The 18,669-nt window shown below is 44.0% G+C and carries 20 protein-coding genes; 10 read left to right on the plus strand and 10 right to left on the minus strand.

Annotation, left to right across the window (positions count from 1 at the left end):
• Positions 1–37: 37 nt before the first annotated feature.
• Positions 38–700, minus strand: coding sequence for a PilZ domain-containing protein (locus KIV41_RS11725; protein ID WP_045391311.1), 663 nt, complete (start codon positions 698–700; stop codon positions 38–40).
• 135 nt (positions 701–835) lie between these two features.
• Positions 836–1,780 (minus strand): DMT family transporter, encoded by a 945-nt coding sequence (locus KIV41_RS11730; RefSeq protein WP_285336469.1) that lies wholly within the window; start codon positions 1,778–1,780, stop codon positions 836–838.
• A 147-nt stretch (positions 1,781–1,927) separates the two neighbouring features.
• On the opposite strand from KIV41_RS11730, the gene KIV41_RS11735 reads away from it, so the two are divergent.
• Entirely contained in the window at positions 1,928–2,383 is a 456-nt protein-coding gene (locus KIV41_RS11735; RefSeq protein WP_029561069.1) for an Lrp/AsnC family transcriptional regulator, read from the plus strand.
• 62 nt (positions 2,384–2,445) lie between these two features.
• The gene (locus tag KIV41_RS11740; RefSeq protein ID WP_285336470.1) at positions 2,446–3,069 is read left to right on the plus strand and encodes a class I SAM-dependent methyltransferase; all 624 of its coding nucleotides are present in this window, start codon (positions 2,446–2,448) and stop codon (positions 3,067–3,069) included.
• 430 nt (positions 3,070–3,499) lie between these two features.
• Here the strand turns inward: KIV41_RS11740 and KIV41_RS11745 are convergent, their stop codons facing one another.
• Complete coding sequence (locus KIV41_RS11745) at positions 3,500–4,063, minus strand: hypothetical protein (RefSeq protein ID WP_071234262.1); 564 nt, start codon at positions 4,061–4,063, stop codon at positions 3,500–3,502.
• Positions 4,064–4,150: 87 nt separating this feature from the next.
• Between KIV41_RS11745 and KIV41_RS11750 the strand changes: the two genes are divergently transcribed.
• From KIV41_RS11750 to secF, 4 genes are all read left to right on the plus strand, one after another.
• The gene (locus tag KIV41_RS11750) at positions 4,151–4,819 is read left to right on the plus strand and encodes an SH3 domain-containing protein (RefSeq protein ID WP_285336472.1); all 669 of its coding nucleotides are present in this window, start codon (positions 4,151–4,153) and stop codon (positions 4,817–4,819) included.
• Positions 4,820–4,950: 131 nt separating this feature from the next.
• Positions 4,951–5,427 carry a hypothetical protein gene (locus KIV41_RS11755; RefSeq protein ID WP_010451303.1) on the plus strand — a complete coding sequence of 159 codons (477 nt, stop codon included), beginning with the start codon at positions 4,951–4,953 and terminating at the stop codon, positions 5,425–5,427.
• Positions 5,428–5,594: 167 nt separating this feature from the next.
• Complete coding sequence (secD, locus tag KIV41_RS11760) at positions 5,595–7,433, plus strand: protein translocase subunit SecD (RefSeq protein WP_285336473.1); 1,839 nt, start codon at positions 5,595–5,597, stop codon at positions 7,431–7,433.
• A 2-nt stretch (positions 7,434–7,435) separates the two neighbouring features.
• Positions 7,436–8,338, plus strand: a complete 903-nt coding sequence (secF, locus tag KIV41_RS11765) for a protein translocase subunit SecF (RefSeq protein ID WP_005442395.1) — start codon at positions 7,436–7,438, stop codon at positions 8,336–8,338.
• Between the two features lie 125 nt (positions 8,339–8,463).
• On the opposite strand, the gene KIV41_RS11770 is transcribed toward secF, so the two are convergent.
• Both KIV41_RS11770 and KIV41_RS11775 read right to left on the minus strand, forming a co-directional pair.
• Positions 8,464–8,730: a hypothetical protein gene (locus KIV41_RS11770; protein WP_005435281.1), complete on the minus strand. Its 267-nt coding sequence runs from the start codon at positions 8,728–8,730 to the stop codon at positions 8,464–8,466.
• A 13-nt stretch (positions 8,731–8,743) separates the two neighbouring features.
• The gene (locus KIV41_RS11775; RefSeq protein WP_285336476.1) at positions 8,744–9,364 is read right to left on the minus strand and encodes a LysE family translocator; all 621 of its coding nucleotides are present in this window, start codon (positions 9,362–9,364) and stop codon (positions 8,744–8,746) included.
• A gap of 753 nt (positions 9,365–10,117) precedes the next feature.
• Here KIV41_RS11775 and KIV41_RS11780 point away from each other — a divergent pair.
• The 4 genes from KIV41_RS11780 (at position 10,118) to phaC (ending at position 14,312) form a co-directional block, all read left to right on the plus strand.
• Positions 10,118–10,858, plus strand: a complete 741-nt coding sequence (locus KIV41_RS11780; RefSeq protein WP_005435287.1) for an SDR family oxidoreductase — start codon at positions 10,118–10,120, stop codon at positions 10,856–10,858.
• A gap of 11 nt (positions 10,859–10,869) precedes the next feature.
• The gene (locus KIV41_RS11785; protein WP_009704755.1) at positions 10,870–12,078 is read left to right on the plus strand and encodes an acetyl-CoA C-acetyltransferase; all 1,209 of its coding nucleotides are present in this window, start codon (positions 10,870–10,872) and stop codon (positions 12,076–12,078) included.
• A gap of 44 nt (positions 12,079–12,122) precedes the next feature.
• The gene (locus KIV41_RS11790) at positions 12,123–12,470 is read left to right on the plus strand and encodes a phasin family protein (RefSeq protein WP_005435289.1); all 348 of its coding nucleotides are present in this window, start codon (positions 12,123–12,125) and stop codon (positions 12,468–12,470) included.
• Positions 12,471–12,536: 66 nt separating this feature from the next.
• Complete coding sequence (phaC, locus tag KIV41_RS11795) at positions 12,537–14,312, plus strand: class I poly(R)-hydroxyalkanoic acid synthase (RefSeq protein WP_285336477.1); 1,776 nt, start codon at positions 12,537–12,539, stop codon at positions 14,310–14,312.
• Positions 14,313–14,558: 246 nt separating this feature from the next.
• On the opposite strand, the gene KIV41_RS11800 is transcribed toward phaC, so the two are convergent.
• The 5 genes from KIV41_RS11800 to KIV41_RS11820 all read right to left on the minus strand — a co-directional run bounded on the left by KIV41_RS11800 (position 14,559) and on the right by KIV41_RS11820 (position 18,638).
• Positions 14,559–14,693: a TIGR02808 family protein gene (locus KIV41_RS11800; protein WP_005433365.1), complete on the minus strand. Its 135-nt coding sequence runs from the start codon at positions 14,691–14,693 to the stop codon at positions 14,559–14,561.
• 15 nt (positions 14,694–14,708) lie between these two features.
• Positions 14,709–15,287 (minus strand): NapC/NirT family cytochrome c, encoded by a 579-nt coding sequence (locus KIV41_RS11805; protein ID WP_005433285.1) that lies wholly within the window; start codon positions 15,285–15,287, stop codon positions 14,709–14,711.
• A gap of 28 nt (positions 15,288–15,315) precedes the next feature.
• The gene (locus KIV41_RS11810; protein ID WP_010451318.1) at positions 15,316–15,771 is read right to left on the minus strand and encodes a nitrate reductase cytochrome c-type subunit; all 456 of its coding nucleotides are present in this window, start codon (positions 15,769–15,771) and stop codon (positions 15,316–15,318) included.
• Between the two features lie 72 nt (positions 15,772–15,843).
• A complete protein-coding gene (napA, locus tag KIV41_RS11815; protein ID WP_010451319.1) occupies positions 15,844–18,333 on the minus strand; it encodes a periplasmic nitrate reductase subunit alpha in 2,490 nt (829 codons plus the stop codon).
• Positions 18,330–18,638 carry a chaperone NapD gene (locus KIV41_RS11820; RefSeq protein ID WP_010451320.1) on the minus strand — a complete coding sequence of 103 codons (309 nt, stop codon included), beginning with the start codon at positions 18,636–18,638 and terminating at the stop codon, positions 18,330–18,332. The genes napA and KIV41_RS11820 overlap by 4 nt, the downstream gene beginning before the upstream one ends.
• Positions 18,639–18,669: the final 31 nt, after the last annotated feature.

Raw genomic sequence — 18,669 nt, forward strand, 5'->3', positions numbered from 1 at the left:
TTCATGATTCGAATCATAACGATGACATTGTTTGTCTTTACAAATTACCTGATGCAAATGAATATTCCAAAAGCTGAACTTTAAGCTCATTGCTCAGTGTTACTTCTGAAGTGAACTTAATACCAATCATCCACCCCTTATGCAGTTTTTTGATATTGGCTATGGAACAAGGGTGCTCTGCTTCAAGGTATTCATCAAGCGGTGATGAAATAGATACTACATCGCCCACCTCAAACTCAGGCTCAACAAGGCTAGTAAACCCACATCCTGAAATTGAAAAATCGACCAACGTTCCCTCATACACGTCATTTTCATGTTTCAGCGTACAGTCTAGCTCTATTTTATAGCGCTCATGTTCTCTAACAGGCTTTGAAACAAAAGACGCTGGAATTCTTAAAAAGAGAAGAGGAGATGGCCTTTGTTGTACAAATAACGCCGTCGTCTTGAAAGCAATAACATGCCCTAAATCGGTTTTTGAAATACCTCGAATTACTACATCAATATTGTCGAGTTTTCGTAGTGCTTGCTCTTCAATAAGTCGAATCGGGACATCCAAGAGTAAAAAAGCACCTTCTTTTAAGCCGATGAAGGTTGCTGGGTAGGTGTACTTCTCAATTGGCCCAAATTCTAATGTGACGGAGAGTTTGATTCCACCTATTAGGAACTTGTTCAGGTCTTCCTTAGTGTGAGTCGATGGCATAATTATGGCTGTTTTGTCTTTGATAAATAAAGATTACTTAAAGCTTGGTTCTTTTCAAGCGCAACACTATCAGCGATGCGCTTTGTTTCGTGGCCAAATCTCATTTTGTGCAAGATATCACGGATGGTTGGCTTACTAAGGCGCTCGTTTTGAGCTTGAAAATTGCGGTGGCCGATAAGTGTCTTGGTGGTGTTTTTTCATCAAGACATTGCTCGCGACAATACTACCGATAGTGACAAATGCTAATGCACTTATGGTCACTATATCAGGCTTTTCTGATAGCAAAGGTATGGCAAGTAGAGTGGCTAAAGCCGGAGTTAGTGAACCTAAAGCAGCGCTAGCTTCCGCCCCAATTTTTTTAACGGCATAGAGAAAAGTGAATGAAGCAACGAGCCCGGCACCGATGCCTTGCAACATCAGTTGCCACACTACGTCGCGCCAAGGCCATTGCGTCATAGGGGTTTTCATCAAGTAACTTTCTAGCCACCCGCAGGTGATTGCCAAGCTTAATAGAACGAGAGAAGAAATAGAGACAAATCCAGCGCAGGCATAAGCGTTAAGGTTACTGACTCTAGCGCTAATTGTAAAACCGGCCCACATAAGGCTACCTAGCAAGAACAGGGTATGGCCCTTGAGTTGCTGCCAGTTGTACTCGTCGCCAATGTTAGACATCAAAAAAAGTATCACTCCGAATAAAACTGCGCAGAGCCCTAGAACGCGATGATTGGATAATGGTTGCTTATAAAACAAGACCGCGATTGCAGAGACAAACATGGGTAGAGTACCCGGAATTAGTGCGCTTCCGTGTGAAACGGGTGCAAACTGCATTGCTGTTCCTGCAACTATTAGGTAAGGCAGCCCACTACCAATAATAAGACCGGCTTTATATCGCTTTGGTACGGCGCTGATCGAAGGTAAATGCTTCACAACAAATGGTATGAGGATCAAGCTAGGAATAATGAATCTAGTGATGGCGATATCTGCAGGCTCAAGCTGTGAATGTACGCCAAATTTCAAAGAGATGAAAAAACTAGCCCAGACTAGGAGCGTTGCAAACATAGCGCAATAACCAAGCATCATGGTAGAAATCCGTTAATGTAAATGAATTGTAATTATTACGTGTGTTGAGGGACGAATGGTGGCAAACTTGAGCGTGTTTTAAGTGTTGGTTGGTTGCTTTTGCTAATGTTTGACACATTTTTGGTGTATATCGTCAAGGAGGGCTCTTTGGATAGGATCGATAAAAAGCTGTTATCACTGGTACAGCAAGATGCGCGGCTAACCACGGGAGAGCTGGCTGATATGGTTGGGCTTTCGGCATCACCTTGTGCAAGGCGGCTGAAGCGCCTCGAGCAACAAGGGTATATTAGCGGCTATTATGCGATGCTTGAGCGAGAAAAAGTGGGCATTGCAATGACTGTTTTTGTAGAAGTTAGCTTAAATAACCATCAGGCGCATTCGATAGACGAATTTGAGGTAGCGATACTTTCAATGCAAGAGGTAATATCTTGTCACGTAGTCTCTGGCGCTTATGACTATTTGCTAGAGGTCGTCAGTCAAGATTTAAAAAACTACGAAGTATTTACTCGAAAACTTCAGCGGTTAGAGAATGTAAAAGATATTCATACACATCTTGCCATCCGCCAAGTAAAGGGGAGTGGGGAATTACCTATCTTTCTCTAAGCTCTGCCATTTGATAAAACATCATAGCCTTTTGCCCTCGGAACGACTGACCAGGAACTAGTGTGAAATTTATAGATAAACTTAGGATCTCTCATTACCATCATAAACGTGAGAAGCAGTTTGATGGTGAGCACTCTCAGATTTTGGGGTGGCAGGATTTAAATAGTCAGATATCTAGATTTGAAGCATTATGTGGTGGCTTTTGCTTCCGCGACCGCTCCATTTTAGATGTTGGATGTGGATACGGTGATTTACTCGCATACTTGGAATCTACAGAGCGCTTTCCTAGAGCTTATACTGGCGTTGATTTGAAGCGAAGTTTTGTGTCTGCGGCTAAGAAGAGGGAGTTTTTTACAAAATCTACCTTCTTAAAAGGAGACTTCAGCAAGATGATCCTCAGAAAATATGATTTTGTGTTTGCCTCGGGCTCTTTGAACTATCAAACGAGTAATGCGAATCACACCGTAGATATGATCAGTAAAATGTATGATTTAGCGAATGTTGCGTGTGTTTTCAATTTGCTCGATCAAGAGAAACTACCTGCGATGAGGCTATTGGCATCACATAATAAAGAGGGCGTACTTCGGTATTGTAGACTCTTATGTCCGGAGAGTTATTTGATAGAGGGGTATTCTGATCATGATTTTACAGTGGTTATGCTCAAAAAAGCGGAGTCAGTTTCCTAACTCCGCCTAAGAACTTTTAAGCCTTATTGGTTCTTATATTGTGATATCTCACAATCACCAGTCATTCTGTCTACCTTGAATGAAAATGCAGCTGAATGGTATTCCCTACCGTCACTCCAAATTGTTTCTCCAAAGATTTTACACAAGTCCAAATCATTGATTGAACCGAATTGTTTAACGTGCCTAACTACTGACAAAAACTTGGCTTTAGTAGCATTAGGACAATCCATGTTACTCAAACGATTGATAATCATATGGTTTGCATTATCTCCAGCCAAATATGACTTTTTATTTAATTTTGTTAATGGATAAAGTACCCAAAAAGTGGACGTAAGTAAAGCATTATTGTGACGTGTGTCGCTAATTTTAGGTCTGATTGGTTGAATTCTGACCGTAAATTGGAAGGGGGAGTAAAATACCGTTAATAGATTCAATTGGATGGGTTTTGTACACGTAATAAGGTAGCAACTTCTCTGTCGTACTGCGCTTTGAGCGCATCAAATTGAGTTGTCAGTTGGTTGATTTGTGAACCTAGCTCTAACGCTTGCGTGTGATACCAATCAGCTACGATCTGGTTTACTTGGTATTGCTCTTGTTGGCATCCCAATGCGATTTTCTGCCAGTTGTTAGCGTTACTAACTAAAACGCCAGACAGCTTTCGAACGAGGTTAGCGTTTTCTTTGACTTTATTGACAAAAAGTCGAGCGGCATTCAGTTGATTTTTTAATAAGGCTTTCTTACTTTCTGACTGCCATAGCAGCGAAATATCTGACTCTGAGAAGGTTTGCGTTAATAAGCGGCGCTGCTTGTGTTCATTTAGAAGTTGGTTGTAGGTGGTTGCGTGTCGATTGTAGGTAGACTCTAATCTATTGAATTGGGTAAGATTATTATTCCATGAATTTTCATTACATTGAGGCTGTTCTTTCGCGAATAGAGCAAAAGAACAACACGTTATTGATGATATGACTAACCATTGTGAAAAAAGTGAATGCATAATGAGCTACTTCGCAATAGGCGCTCCTTCCATTATAGGATGCATCTTTAATGTCGCTCATTAGCCAAAACATTACAGGGAAAGAACATGAAGAAAATCATAATTGCTGTGTTCATTTTGCTTCTATTAGGCGGCGCAGGCGCGGGCTATTATTTCTTTTTCATGCAGAGTGATGAGCCGGAAGCTACTGTTGCTGAGCCTGTACCTGTTACCACTGAGAGCACTGAGGCACCTAAGCCTATAATGGACTTAGAAGCCAAACCTAAGGAAATAACGGAATACTACGTAATTGAAAGAAAGATCAGTGTTTATAACGAACCAAGTGAAGATGGCTTAATCGTTGACTCTCTATACAAGGGAGAAAAGCTCTCTGTTCTCGAAAAAAAAGATGGCTGGTTCAGAATTTCTGCTTACATTGTTTATCATGAAGGCGGTGAAGAAACCGCAGAGTGGATAGATTCTCAAGGGCTTTCAGATGCCGCCCCTGTCATTAAAGAGCAAGAGCGTCTTGAGATTCTGGACAGCTACCTAGGTAAATCCGATGACTTGAAAGAACATCGAAAAGTATTTCGCAGCACAACTCAGAGGCTACTAAAAGACGGTACTTGCAAGCCAGAAGACTTTGAGGAATTAGGTGGATGGGTACGTTCGGTGACTTACAAGACACGTAATGTTTACTTCATATATTGTGGTGGGATAGAGCAAGAGAACAAAATCTATCTTGATGTCGATAACGGCGATATTTTCTATCGATGAGCCATTCCCAGAGTATTGTTTCTAGCTTAATTATGAATTTAGAATTTTTTAGTTGTTAACTATACACGATGAGAATATTATTCAAGGGTCGGACTGGTTGAGTTCGACTCTTTTATTTTAAGTGAGCAGTTATGCCTTGGTATTTCATTAGACACCTCTTTTTGTTGCTTTGTGCAATGGCGTTTGTGCCTGCATATGCAGCAATTTCTGATACAGAGGTTTCAGTACCAAGCCACGTTAAAATCAAAGTAAAACCTGTAGTCTCCAATCAAGTTAACCAACCTGTTGATTTTAAAGAGCTGACAGAAGAAGAGCCTGTTCAATCTCCAGTATCTGAAGGGCATGTCAGCCAAGACTCCTACGCTATTTTTAACTATCAACGATTTACGTCGCATCTAAGAGAAAATATCGATGATGAACATGTTGATAGTGTTTCCGATTTAACCTCGCCATTTTACGCCGATGCAGGCTACGCTTACGGACTGCACACTACAGTATGGCGTCAAAACCGCTCTACGTTTAATCACTTCGTTAGCGACCATCGTCTTTCCGGCTGGAAAGAAACCAATGCCATGTACGTCGCCCTCAATAGTCAGTTTTCTGCGTAAGCACCATCACTCTGCACATCTTGTGCGTTCTTAACACGACAACTCTTCGACAGAGCGATTGAAGCTCTGGGCATTCTGTACCTGCATTTTTAATCAGGTGAGCGTTTTGTCGTGTCTTGAATCCAATTATTGAAAACTTCACTGTTTAGTGAAGGGATGATGTTTACATGAAGAAAACACCAAAACCACAAAAAACCAGAAAAGTGCTGAATCATTACTCAGCATGGAAATACGTCGTACTTATCACGACCATTATCATTTTAACCTTAAGTGCTATTCCAACTTGGTTTGGTGAGCAGCCTTCTATTCAGGTGACGTTTGCTGACCAAAACAACAGCGCAATGTCTGTGGTTCAGTTAGACCAATTGCTGAAAACGCACCACATTCCTGCGTCTAAGATCATTGAGAAAGACGGCAAAACCACCATCGTTTTTGATGGTGAAGACGCACAAAGTAAAGCGCGTGCATTGCTTAACGAACAGCTAGACAAAGATGACAACATTACGTTCTCTTACGTTTCTGTTGCACCTGAGTGGTTGAACGAAATGGGCTTTAGCCCTATCAAACTTGGTCTTGACCTTCGCGGTGGTGTGCAGTTCCTTCTGAACGTAGATGTGAACAAAGCTTTCGAAGAACAACGTGATGCATTAGTAGACGAGATCAAAGCAAGCCTTCGTGAAGATCGTGTTCGTGGCGTTCAAGTTCGTGCAGAAGCGCACAACCATATCGCAGTAAACAGCGAAAACGAAGCAGGTCTAAAAGCGGCGAGCCAGTTCATTCGTCAAAACTACCCTGGTTGGACAATGACCAGCTCTGACCGCGGCTTCGAACTTCAACCAAGCGAACAGAACATCCAAGAATTCCAAACTACGACACTTCAACAAAACTTGAAGATCATGCGTGGACGTATCGAAGAGCTAGGTATTACTGAAGCATTGGTTCAGCGCCAAGGTAAAGAGAGCATCCGTATTGAGCTACCAGGTGTTCAAGACCCTGCACAAGCTAAAAACGTTATTGGTGCAACGGCAAGTCTTGCCTTCTATGAAGTAAAAGATGCGAGCCAAGCGCGCACTAGCCAAGATTTGGTTCTTAAAGATAACGATGGTCGCACCGTTATTTTGCAAAAGCGTCCGGTTCTTACTGGTGAGCATATTGTGAATGCTCGCGCGGGTGTCGATCAGATGGGTATGTCAGAAGTGAACATCTCTCTCGATCACGCTGGTGGTAAGAAGATGAGCGACTTCTCTGCAACTCACATTGGTAAGCCAATGGCAACGGTCTACCGCGAGTACAAAACAAACGAACGCGGTATGACAGAGCGTAGTGAACGCGTAATCAGTGTTGCAACCATCCAATCTCAGCTTGGTAGCCAATTCCGTATCACAGGTGCTGGCAGCATGGATGAAGCACAACAGCTTGCGCTACTTCTGCGTGCTGGCTCGCTTACTGCGCCAGTGACTATTGTTGAAGAACGCACTATCGGAGCATCGCTTGGTGCAGAAAACATTCAAAATGGTTTCGCAGCACTAGCGCTAGGTATGGGCTTAACCCTTCTATTTATGGCGCTTTGGTATCGTCGTTTAGGCTGGGTAGCAAACGTAGCATTGTGCGCAAATATGCTTTGCTTGCTTGGTCTAATCGCACTGCTTCCTGGTGCCGTGCTAACGCTTCCTGGTATTGCCGGTTTGGTTCTGACTGTCGGTATGGCGGTAGATACCAACGTAATCATCTTTGAACGTATCAAAGATAAAATGCGTGAAGGTCGCAGTTTCGCTCAAGCGATCGACCTAGGCTTCGACAGTGCATTCGCAACTATCCTTGATGCCAACATCACCACCATGATCACTGCCGTGATTCTATACGCGATTGGTAACGGTCCGATCCAAGGCTTTGCGCTAACGCTAGGCTTGGGTCTGATGACCAGTATGTTTACTGGCGTATTCGCTTCTCGTGCAATGATCAATTTAATTTGGGGCCGCGATGGCCGTCGTGATGTGAGGGTTTAATCATGGTCGAAATGCTAAAACAAAATATCCGCAAGATTCGTTACTTCACGACTGTAGTATCGGTAATTCTAACGATTATTGCTCTGGTTGCTCTTGGTATGAAAGGGCTTAACCTAGGTCTAGACTTCACTGGCGGTATGGTTACTGAAGTGAAAGTCGATAAACAACTGACTAACCATGATCTGCTTAACGCACTTCAACCTAAGCTTGGTGAGTCAACATCAGTAACACGCTCAGGTGAAGATGGCCGTTGGGTGATTCGCTACTCCGCGCCTGCAGAAGGTCAAACACTACCGAGCGTAGCTGATGTGCTTAAGCCTATTTCACACCAAGTGGATGTGGTGAGTAACAGCATCGTTGGTGCTCAAGTGGGTCAAGACCTGTTCGATCAAGGTGGTTTGGCACTATTAGTATCGGTACTAACGATTCTTGGTTACTTATGTTTCCGCTTTGAATGGCGTTTAGCGAGTGGTTCTCTATTCGCATTAGCCCACGACGTTATTTTGGTATTAGGCTTCTTTGCGATTACACAAATGGAGTTCAACCTAACGGTGTTTGCGGCGATTCTGGCGATCCTTGGTTACTCGCTCAATGACTCGATCATCATCGCAGACCGTATTCGTGAACTGCTGGTGGCTAAGCAAAGCTGGAAAACAGAGCAAATCAACGACGAAGCGGTATTGGCGACGTTCTCTCGTACAATGGTGACATCAGGTACGACTCTGATCACTGTTGGGGCGTTGTGGATTATGGGCGGCTCGGCTCTGGCTGGCTTCTCAACAGCGATGTTTATTGGCGTACTTTCAGGTACGTGGTCATCCATCTCGATTGGTACGGTGCTTCCTGAATGGTTGAAGCTAGAACCAAAACACTACCTACCAGTAGAGATCGACACTGCACCATAATGCTTGGTGTTTAAGGTAAAAGTGCTTGCGCCACTCAATTTGAGTGGCGCTTTTTTATCTAGAGAAACGAGAAACGAGAAACGAGAAACGAGAAACGAGAAACGAAATAGAAAATAGAAGAGGGGCTATTTCACGCGCATCAAGCGATGTTTGACTGCACCTAAATCAAATTCAATGATTTGCGAACGCTTCATTGATTCAACTTTGGTAAGCATCGCCTCTTTATACCCTTTCTTTTTCATCCATTGTAATGGCTCAGAAAAACTGTCTTCATTGACGACATAAGACTCTCCTTTATGTTCACCGGCGTAGACGTTGACAACCCACACTCGGGCCTGAAAATCCAACACTTCACCAATAGATTGCTTGAGCTTGTTTAAAATGTTCTTCATAACTTAGGCTTTTCTAACTCATTAATAGCCATACACCCACACCCATCATCAAGGTGCCAGCGATTCGGTTCATTAAGCGTACGTTTTTTGATTGCCCCAGTAAACGCTTCAATCCTTTGCCGCCCGTTGCGTAAAGAGACATACAAATGAACTCAAACATCAAAATAATAGAAACCAGTATGACAAGCTGAGGTGCAAGAGCAGCACTCTGATCGATAAAAGGAGGCAGAAGAGAGATCATAAACGCCCAGCCCTTCGGGTTCGCGATAGCGGTAACAAAGCCCTGCAAGACCAACTCCCAGTTGCCGCTGGTAGGGACATCAACGTTCTCAACATTGATCGCGAGTTTGCCTCTTGAGCGCCACATTTCGATACCCAAGTAGAGTAGGTAACCACCACCAATCAATTTAAGTGCGGTAAATAACCAAGGGTAGTTAAGCATAATGGCTGCGATACCGAGTACTGCTGCGACAGAAACGAGAGCAACACCAACTAATTCGCCTGCCATCATCCATAGGGTTCGTCGATATCCGACACTCATCCCTAGTGTTAGAGCAAGCGTCATGCACATCCCAGGCGTAATAGAGACAAAAAAGAAGGTGGGGATGAACATGGTTAACAAGGCTGTATTCATGAATATTGATGATTGTATAAGTAAACAACTAGGCCACAAAGATAGTGCAAAAGGAGAAGAGATGCCACCTCTAAACAATCTTGAACGCGCCAGTATAGAGTTAACATTCAATTATTTAATAAAACTTAAATAGTAATTAAATGCATGCGACATATTAGTGCGACATTGCACCAAAGAATGACATTTATAAATAAACGTGGCTGATTGGAATTAAGGTTAAAAGAATGTTTACGTGATATTTAATATTTTCCCAATAAACAAATTTATCACCAATTGACGTTTGTTTTAATAAATTAAATACTCAATAAAATGCTAACCAAATGATATATTTCATATTTATTAGTAAGTCGGTTAGAAGTATTGCTCCAATGATTTAATCGCAATTTATTACTTGATTGAAGAAGGATGATCTTAAACTCTTAGTCAATGTAACGCACATAAAAATGCGTGCAACTTACTGAATAAGCAGTGTTTTTTAAATTTAATAATGACATTGTAGTTAAGGTTTTTTCTTTTGAAACATGAGCTTATGTTAAGTTAACGTTTCCATAACATTTCACTGCGATTGAGATCTAAATCAATCTTATGCAAACAAATAAGTTTTTTATTTGAAATGTAACATTTCTAAGTTAAGTTTAAATAAAAGGCAGTAGAGGACTTACTGTCGAAAGAATAAATAAACACGTCAGTTGGCGAATCATTTCGCCAGTGTATTAGTTTGCTTTTTAAATGCCGTTAAGAATGGAGTCTTCAATGAAGAAAGTCGCTTTGATCACTGGATCAAAAGGCGGAATTGGTTCTGCTATTTCCTCTCAATTAGTGAATGATGGTTATCGAGTAATAGCTACTTATTATACCGGTAATTATGAATGTGCTTTGGAATGGTTTAATGAAAAAGGGTTTACGAAAGATCAGGTACGCCTTTTTGAATTGGATGTAACCAACACAGCGCAATGTGCTGAAAAATTAGCACTTTTGCTTGAGGAAGAAGGAACCGTTGATGTCGTGATCAACAATGCAGGTATCACACGTGATGGCGTGTTTAAAAAGATGACTGCACAAGCTTGGAACGATGTAATCAACACCAACCTCAACAGCTTATTCAATGTCACACAGCCTTTATTCGCAACGATGTGCGAAAAGGGTGGTGGTCGCATCATTAACATCTCTTCTGTAAATGGCCTTAAAGGCCAGTTCGGTCAGGCAAACTACTCAGCGGCTAAGGCTGGCATGATTGGTTTCTCTAAAGCATTGGCGTACGAAGGTGCTCGTTCTGGCGTAACCGTTAACGTGATTGCTCCGGGATACACAGGCACGCCAATGGTTGAACAGATGAAGCCGGAAGTGCTTGAGTCTATTACTAACCAAATTCCAATGAAGCGTTTAGCTACGCCTGAAGAAATTGCAGCATCAGTAAGCTTCTTAGTGAGTGATGCCGGCGCGTACATCACTGGCGAGACATTGTCAGTGAATGGCGGCCTATACATGAGCTAAGGAGTGGGATGATGGAAAAAGTATTTATCGTTGCAGCGAAACGCACACCTATCGGTGCGTTTGGCGGAAGCTTAAAAAACACATCAGCAGGCGATCTAGCTGCGGTTGCGATCAAAGGTGCTCTTGAGGCCGCATCGCTATCTGGCGAGAAAGTTGATGAGGTGATCGTTGGTAACGTGATTGCTGCAGGGCAAGGCATGGGTGTTGGGCGTCAAGCGGCATTGTTTGCTGGCATTCCAGAGTCAGTCCCTGCATACGGCGTCAACATGGTTTGCGGCAGTGGTATGAAAACCGTCATGGATGGCGTTTCTCATATTCGTAGTGGCGACGCAGAAATCGTTGTGGCTGCAGGTGTAGAAGTGATGTCACAAATCCCATTCATTGTGCCTAGCGTCGTACGTGATGGTAACAAGATGGGCAACATGGAGTTGAAAGATCTCCTCATTGCTGACGGTTTGACCGACGTTTACAACCAATACCACATGGGCGTGACCGCAGAAAATGTGGCTAAGGAAGTGGGCTTATCGCGTCAACAACAAGACGAATATGCACTTTCAAGCCAGCAGAAAGCCGTGGCTGCGATTGAAGCGGGTAAGTTCAAAGATGAAATTGTCCCAGTAGAAGTTAAGCAGCGCCGCGAAACTGTGGTATTTGATACAGATGAATATCCAAAAGCGAACGCGACACTAGAAGGTTTGAGCAAGCTACGTCCTGCGTTTGACCGTGAAGGTACAGTAACCGCAGGTAACGCTTCAGGTATCAACGACGGTGCAAGTGCCATCATTTTAGCGTCAGAAAGCGCGGTTCAAGCGCATGGTTTGACGCCAATTGCTGAAGTAGTGAGCTACGCTCAATCCGGTTTGGATCCTAAGATTATGGGTCTTGGTCCTGTGGAATCAGTGAACAAGGCGCTGCAAAAAGCCGAGCTGAAAACCAGCGACATTGATGTTTATGAACTGAATGAAGCCTTTGCTGCACAAGCATTAGGTGTGATTCATAAACTGGCAGAAACCAACCAAGTACCAGTGAGCTCAATTCAAGATAAAGCCAACTTTAATGGTGGTGCTATCGCATTGGGCCACCCACTCGGTGCATCGGGTAACCGCATTCTGGTTACGCTAGTACACGAACTTCACAAACAAGACGGTCAGTACGGTGTTGCTTCACTTTGTGTAGGCGGCGGTATGGGCACGGCTGTGGTTGTAAAAGCAGTTAAGTAGTTATTTAAACGGACATTTTTAATTCTTTCTCTAGGAGATAAACCATGTACACTGATTTCTTCAAAACTTTTAGCGATCAAACTGAAAAGAATCTAGAACCATACTTGAAGTTCAACAAGCTAGTGACAAAGAACGTGGAAGTTCTTACAGAGCTTCAACTGAACGCAATCCGCACTTACAGTGAAGTTGGCCTAAACCAAATGAAAGCAGCGTCTGAAATCAAAGACGTGACTTCTCTAACGGCTTTCAACAGCCAACAGTTAGCTGTTCTTACTAAGCTTTCTCAGCAAATGATGGACGACAGCAACAAGCTGCAATCTATCGCGAAAGAATTCAAAGAAGACGTTGAGCAAATGACTTCGGAAAACCTAAAGACTGTTACTCCTGCGTAATACGTCCGCTTATCGCCGCCCGAGATCTTGGGCGGCGTTGTTTTTTCCGAATACAGGAGTAAGACTATGTTTCAACACTTCTTTTCGGACTATCTTGTAAAGCTTCAGGAAACCAATCATCAGTGGTGGCATGATTTCGAAGTGAACAAGGCAGTCATGAATTCTCCTTTGAATAAGGCCATGCAAGAAGTGAACTTCGAAGATACTGCTAAACTGTTCGAACAAGCGGCAAACCAGCCAGCAGCGATTTTAAAGCTGCAAGCCGAATGGTGGGAGCAACAGCTTCAAATATGGCAGAACGTGGCACTAGCGGGCAACCAAACACAAATCATCGAAGCAGAGAAGGGCGATAAGCGTTTCTCAAACGATGCTTGGCAACAAGAAGCTATGTACAGCTTCATCAAACAATCCTACTTATTGTTCAGCAAGACATACCTTGAGACGCTCGATTCTATCGAAGGTCTTGATGAGAAGACGAAAGAACGTATTACTTTCTTTTCTCGCCAAGCTATCAATGCACTCTCTCCATCTAACTTCATTGCGACTAACCCAGAGCTGCTTAAACTCACTCTTGAGCAAAATGGTGAAAACCTGCTGACAGGGCTAGAAAAGCTAAAAGAAGATGTTGAGTCGAGTGCCGATATTCTCAAAGTGCGCATGACCAACAATAATGCCTTCCGCGTGGGGGATGATGTTGCTACAACGCCGGGTGACGTGGTTTTCCAAAACGAACTGTTTGAGTTGATTCAATATCGTCCTTTGACAGAAAAAGTGAATGCAACGCCACTGTTGATCGTCCCGCCATTTATCAACAAATACTACATCCTTGATCTGACGGCGAAGAACTCTATGGTTCGTTGGCTGCTAGAGCAAGGCCACAGTGTATTTATGATGTCTTGGCGCAATCCGGGTAAAGAGCAAGCTCAGTTTGAGTTTGGTGACTACGTGACGGAAGGCGTCGCAAAAGCCGTTACTGCAATTGAAGACATCACAGGTCAAGAGCAGATCAACGCAGCGGGTTACTGCATCGGTGGTACGGTACTGGCGAGCACCGTGGCGTATTACGCAGCTAAGCGCATGAAGAAGCGTATCAAATCTGCGAGCTTCTTTACGACGTTACTCGATTTCTCTCAACCAGGAGAAGTCGGCGCGTACATTAACGACACGATTATTAGTGCCATTGAAACGCAAAATAATGCCAAGGGTTACATGGATGGGCGCTCGTTAAGCGTGACATTCAGTCTGCTGCGTGAAAACAGTTTGTACTGGAACTACTACGTCGATAATTACTTGAAAGGTAATAGCCCGGTTGATTTTGACCTGCTCTACTGGAACAGCGACAGTACAAACGTGAGTGCTGCTTCTCACAACTTCTTACTGCGTGAACTTTATCTAGAGAATAAGCTAGTACAAGACAAAGGCGTCAAGATTGGAGGAGTGTGGATTGATCTGAACAAGATTAAGATCCCAAGCTATTTTGTGTCGACCAAAGAAGACCATATTGCGTTGTGGCAAGGTACATATCGCGGCGCGCTAAACACAGGTGGCAACAAGACGTTTGTTTTGGGTGAATCAGGGCACATTGCTGGTATTGTCAATCATCCCGCAAAAAACAAATATGGCTATTGGCTAAACGACAATCTTGATGACTCGGCAGACGAGTGGTTTAACAATGCGAATCATCAAGAGGGCTCTTGGTGGACGCATTGGCATGACTGGTTGATGCAATTTAACCCGAAAGAGCAAGTCGAGCCATTCCCGGTCGGCTCTGAGCAGAATCCTGTAATTGATGAAGCCCCCGGTCAATACGTTAAACAAGTATTGCCTATCAAAGAGTCCTAGACTGCTCCTTATAGCAGTTGTATTTGGCGACCTACACGGGTCGCCTTTTTTGTTTCTGGTGTTTCAGGGCAAAGCGGGGAAGGAGGCATGGATTGTCTCGAGAGCTTGTGGGTATGAGTTAGAGGGGGAGCTTTTAGAGCCTGCTAGTGGCTAGGACTGTTAAGGGTACAAAGAAAAAACGCCAAGCAAATGCTTGGCGTTTTCCGTCAACAAAATAGGCAAAAATGTCGACTGGTTCGAGGTGGTTTAGACCTCTTTATCCTTACCTAGTGAGAGTAGCCATAGAGAGATTGCTGCTACTCCGACAAAGCCGGAAAGAATAATGACTGGCATTGCGCTGTATCCAAGGAAATGCCAGATAAAGGATTCAAGATTACTCATATTCTGTATTTCTCCTTATTGCCAGCCTTCAACGCCATGCATGTCAGGCAGTTTGTGTGCGATACCTTTGTGACAATCTACACAAGTTTTGTCGCCTGACGCCAACGCGGTAGAGTGTTGAGCGGAGGCACGTTTACCTTGCTGAGAGTAGTCCATGTAATCAAACTGGTGACAGTTACGACATTCCAACGAGTCGTTTTTCTTCATACGCGCCCACTCACGTTCAGCTAAGTGTTCACGACGAGCTTGGAATTTCTCCGGTGTATCGATCGTCTTCGTTACGAAGTGTGCAAACAACTCTTTAGATGCTTGAACTTTACGAACGATTTTATCGGTCCATTCGTGTGGTACGTGACAATCAGAACAGATTGCACGAACACCAGAGCGGTTCGAGTAGTGAATCGTTTCTTGAATTTCAGCAACGATAGGAGCGTGACAGCCAGAACAGAATTCTTCTGTATTGGTCGCTTCCATACCCGTGTTGAATGCGCCCCAAAACAGAAGACCACCAGCGAAGCCTAGGAATAAAACTACACCGGCGGCAGCTTTACTCGGGCTCGACAGTCTCTTCCAAAACGCTTTAAGTATTTTCATAAGTAACCTCTTAGTACTCGCGTTTCAATTACTGAAGCGAATCGACTGCCTTAAATTCGTTTACCACTAAAGGTTTTCCATCCGTTTGTGGAACGTGACATTGCAAACAGAAGTAACGACGTGGTGACATATCTGCCAGAACCGCGTCTTCACGGTTAACGTAGTGCGTTACACTGATCTTTGTAGCGCCTGCGTCTTTTGCATTTTTCCAGCTGTGACATGCTAAACATTTGTTTGCATTCAAAGATACTTCGTAATTGCGGATGCTGTGTGGGATCAGTGGTGGCTGATAAACAAAGCTGTCTGCAACGATTTGGTCTTTTGGAAAGTCTTTGAAGTCATCAGCAGGGCGTGTGTCTTCAAGTTGTGCAGTACCACGTAGAGACTCAAGTCCGCCGGTGCCGCCCGGGTTATCGAGTTCGGCTACTGCTGCACCACTAACTAGCGCACCTACAGATAACAGTGCAATTAGAAATTTTTTCATTATTAATTCTCCGCCTAATGGCTAAATTCTTAGGTATGACTGCTGCTTTCACAGCAGTCATCGCACTCTTAATTAAGCAATTTTTGTGATCTTCACTGGACACTTCTTAAAGTCCGTCTGCTTAGACAGAGGATCCGTAGCGTCTAGGATCAGTTTGTTAATCAAAATACGAGCATCAAAGAATGGTACGAATACCAAGCCTTCAGGTGGACGGTTACGGCCGCGAGTTTCAACACGAACGCGTACTTCACCACGTTTGTTTGCAATCAGAACTTCTTCACCGCGACGTACGTTACGTTTCTTCGCATCAGCAGGGTGCATGTAAACCACTGCATCAGGAACCGCTTTGTAAAGCTCAGGTACACGACGAGTCATAGTACCTGTGTGCCAGTGCTCAAGAACACGTCCTGTACACAGCCACATATCGAATTCAGCGTCCGGCACTTCTGGTGGCGCTTCGTATGGTGCAGAGATAATCAGTGCTTTACCATCTGGCTTACCGTAGAAGTCCCAACCGCTGCCAGCTTTAGCGTATGGATCTGAGCCTTCTTTGAAGCGCCAAAGCGTTTCTTTTCCGTCAACCACTGGCCAGCGTAGACCACGAACTTGGTGGTAAACATCGTAAGGTGCTAAGTCATGGCCATGGCCGCGACCAAACGCTGCGTACTCTTCAAACAGACCTTTCTGTACGTAGTAACCGAAGTGGTGTGCATCGTCGTTCAGCTCACGCGCTTCTTCAATTGGGTATTTGTTAATAACGCCGTTGGCAAATAGCATGTCGTACATGGTTTTACCGCGGTACTGAGGTGCTTTCGCTAGTTGCTCTTCGGTCCAAACTTCTTCCATCTTGAAGCGTTTAGAGAACTCCATCACCTGCCATAAGTCAGACTTAGCTTCGCCTACAGTACCGACTTGTTGGTACCAAGCTTGAGTACGACGCTCTGCGTTACCATAAGCGCCTTCTTTTTCGATCCACATTGCTGTAGGTAGAACTAGGTCAGCAGCTTGCGCTGTTGCTGTTGGGTATGGGTCAGAACATACAATGAAGTTTTCTGGGTTACGGTAACCAGGAAGACGTTCACCATTGATGTTTGGACCGGCTTGCATGTTGTTGTTACACATTACCCAGTATGCGTTTAGCTTGCCGTCTTTTAACATGCGATCTTGAAGAACCGCGTGGAAGCCAGGTTTAGGTGGAATAACACCATCAGGAATATTCCAGATACCTTCTGCAATCTTACGGTGTTTAGGGTTAGCAACAACCATGTCGGCTGGTAGGCGGTGGGCAAACGTACCAACTTCACGAGCGGTACCACATGCTGATGGCTGACCAGTAAGTGAGAACGGGCTGTTACCTGGAGTCGCAATTTTACCTGTTAGCAAGTGAATGTTGTAAATCAGGCTGTTCATCCATACGCCACGAGTATGTTGGTTCATACCCATTGTCCAAAGTGACATTACTTTCGTGTTTGGATCCGCGTATTGTTTTGCAAGCTCGATCAACTTCTCTTGCTCCACACCAGATAGCTCAGAAGCTTTCTCTACTGTGTAAGGTGCAACGGACTTTTTGTACTCTTCGAATGAAATAGAGCTCATTTTGCCAGAGTTAGGGTTAGCGGCAGCTTTTTGAAGTGGGTCATCATCACGTAGGCCGTAACCGATATCTGTTGTCGCTTGCTTGAAGTTTGTATGCTTGTTTACAAAGTCCCAGTTTACGGCATCATTTTCGATGATGTAGTTTGCAATGAAGTTTGCGATTGCTAGGTCAGATTGAGGTTCGAAGATGTAACCTTTGTCTGCTAGTTCAAATGAGCGATGGTAGTAAGTCGATAAAACGTTAACTTTAACATGTGGGTGACTTAGGCGACGGTCAGTAATACGAGTCCACAATACTGGGTGCATTTCTGCCATGTTTGAACCCCAAAGCACGAAAGCGTCAGCATTCTCGAAGTCATCATAACAGCCCATTGGTTCATCGATACCAAATGTACGCATGAAGGCACCTACAGCAGAAGCCATACAGTGACGAGCGTTAGGGTCGATGTTATTTGATCGGAAACCGGCTTTCATCATTTTTGCAGCCGCGTAGCCTTCCATTACTGTCCATTGACCAGAACCGAACATACCAACACCAGAAGGGCCTTGTTTTTTAAGTGCTTCTTTCCACTTATCAGCCATAGTGTCAAATGCAACATCCCAAGATACAGGCGTGAACTCACCGTTCTTATCGTATTTGCCATCTTTCATACGCAGTAGCGGTTGAGTCAAACGGTCTTGACCGTACATGATTTTCGATAGGAAGTAGCCTTTGATACAGTTTAGGCCCTTGTTCACTGGTGCTTCTGGGTCACCCTGCGTTGCTACTACTTTACCGTTTTGAGTACCAACAAGAACAGAACAGCCTGTACCACAGAAACGACAAGGCGCTTTGTCCCATGTGATTTTGGTTTGATCAGAGCTTGCAATCAGATTGGTTGCAGAAGCTGGTAGTGTAATACCTGCGACAGCAGCAGCTGATGCAGCCGCGTTTGCTTTCACAAACGCACGTCTTGTCATTTTCATACTTCACCCTCAATTTGGGAATGTTGTGTTCCAGTGTCTTCTTTGTCCGTTTCTTCTAGCCCAGTTTCGATTTGGTGATAAACCAGTACTGTGCTTAAGACATTCGGTAAATTATTAATCGCATCGATCGTATCGGTGATGAAACCTTGGTTTTCGGTTTCTAGCACCACCACAATTTTGCCTTCTGGGCTATCCCCATAAATTTCTGCGTTTTCGTACGCTTCAATTTGGGTCTTTACTTCAGCCAGGTGCTCAGGCAGAACATGGATTACCAGACTCGATATGTGCACTTCGTTTAGTGACATGTATGTCTCTCGTTTCTATCGCCTTTAGCGC

This window comes from Vibrio sp. D401a, from assembly GCF_030248515.1.
Lineage (GTDB): Bacteria > Pseudomonadota > Gammaproteobacteria > Enterobacterales > Vibrionaceae > Vibrio > Vibrio rotiferianus.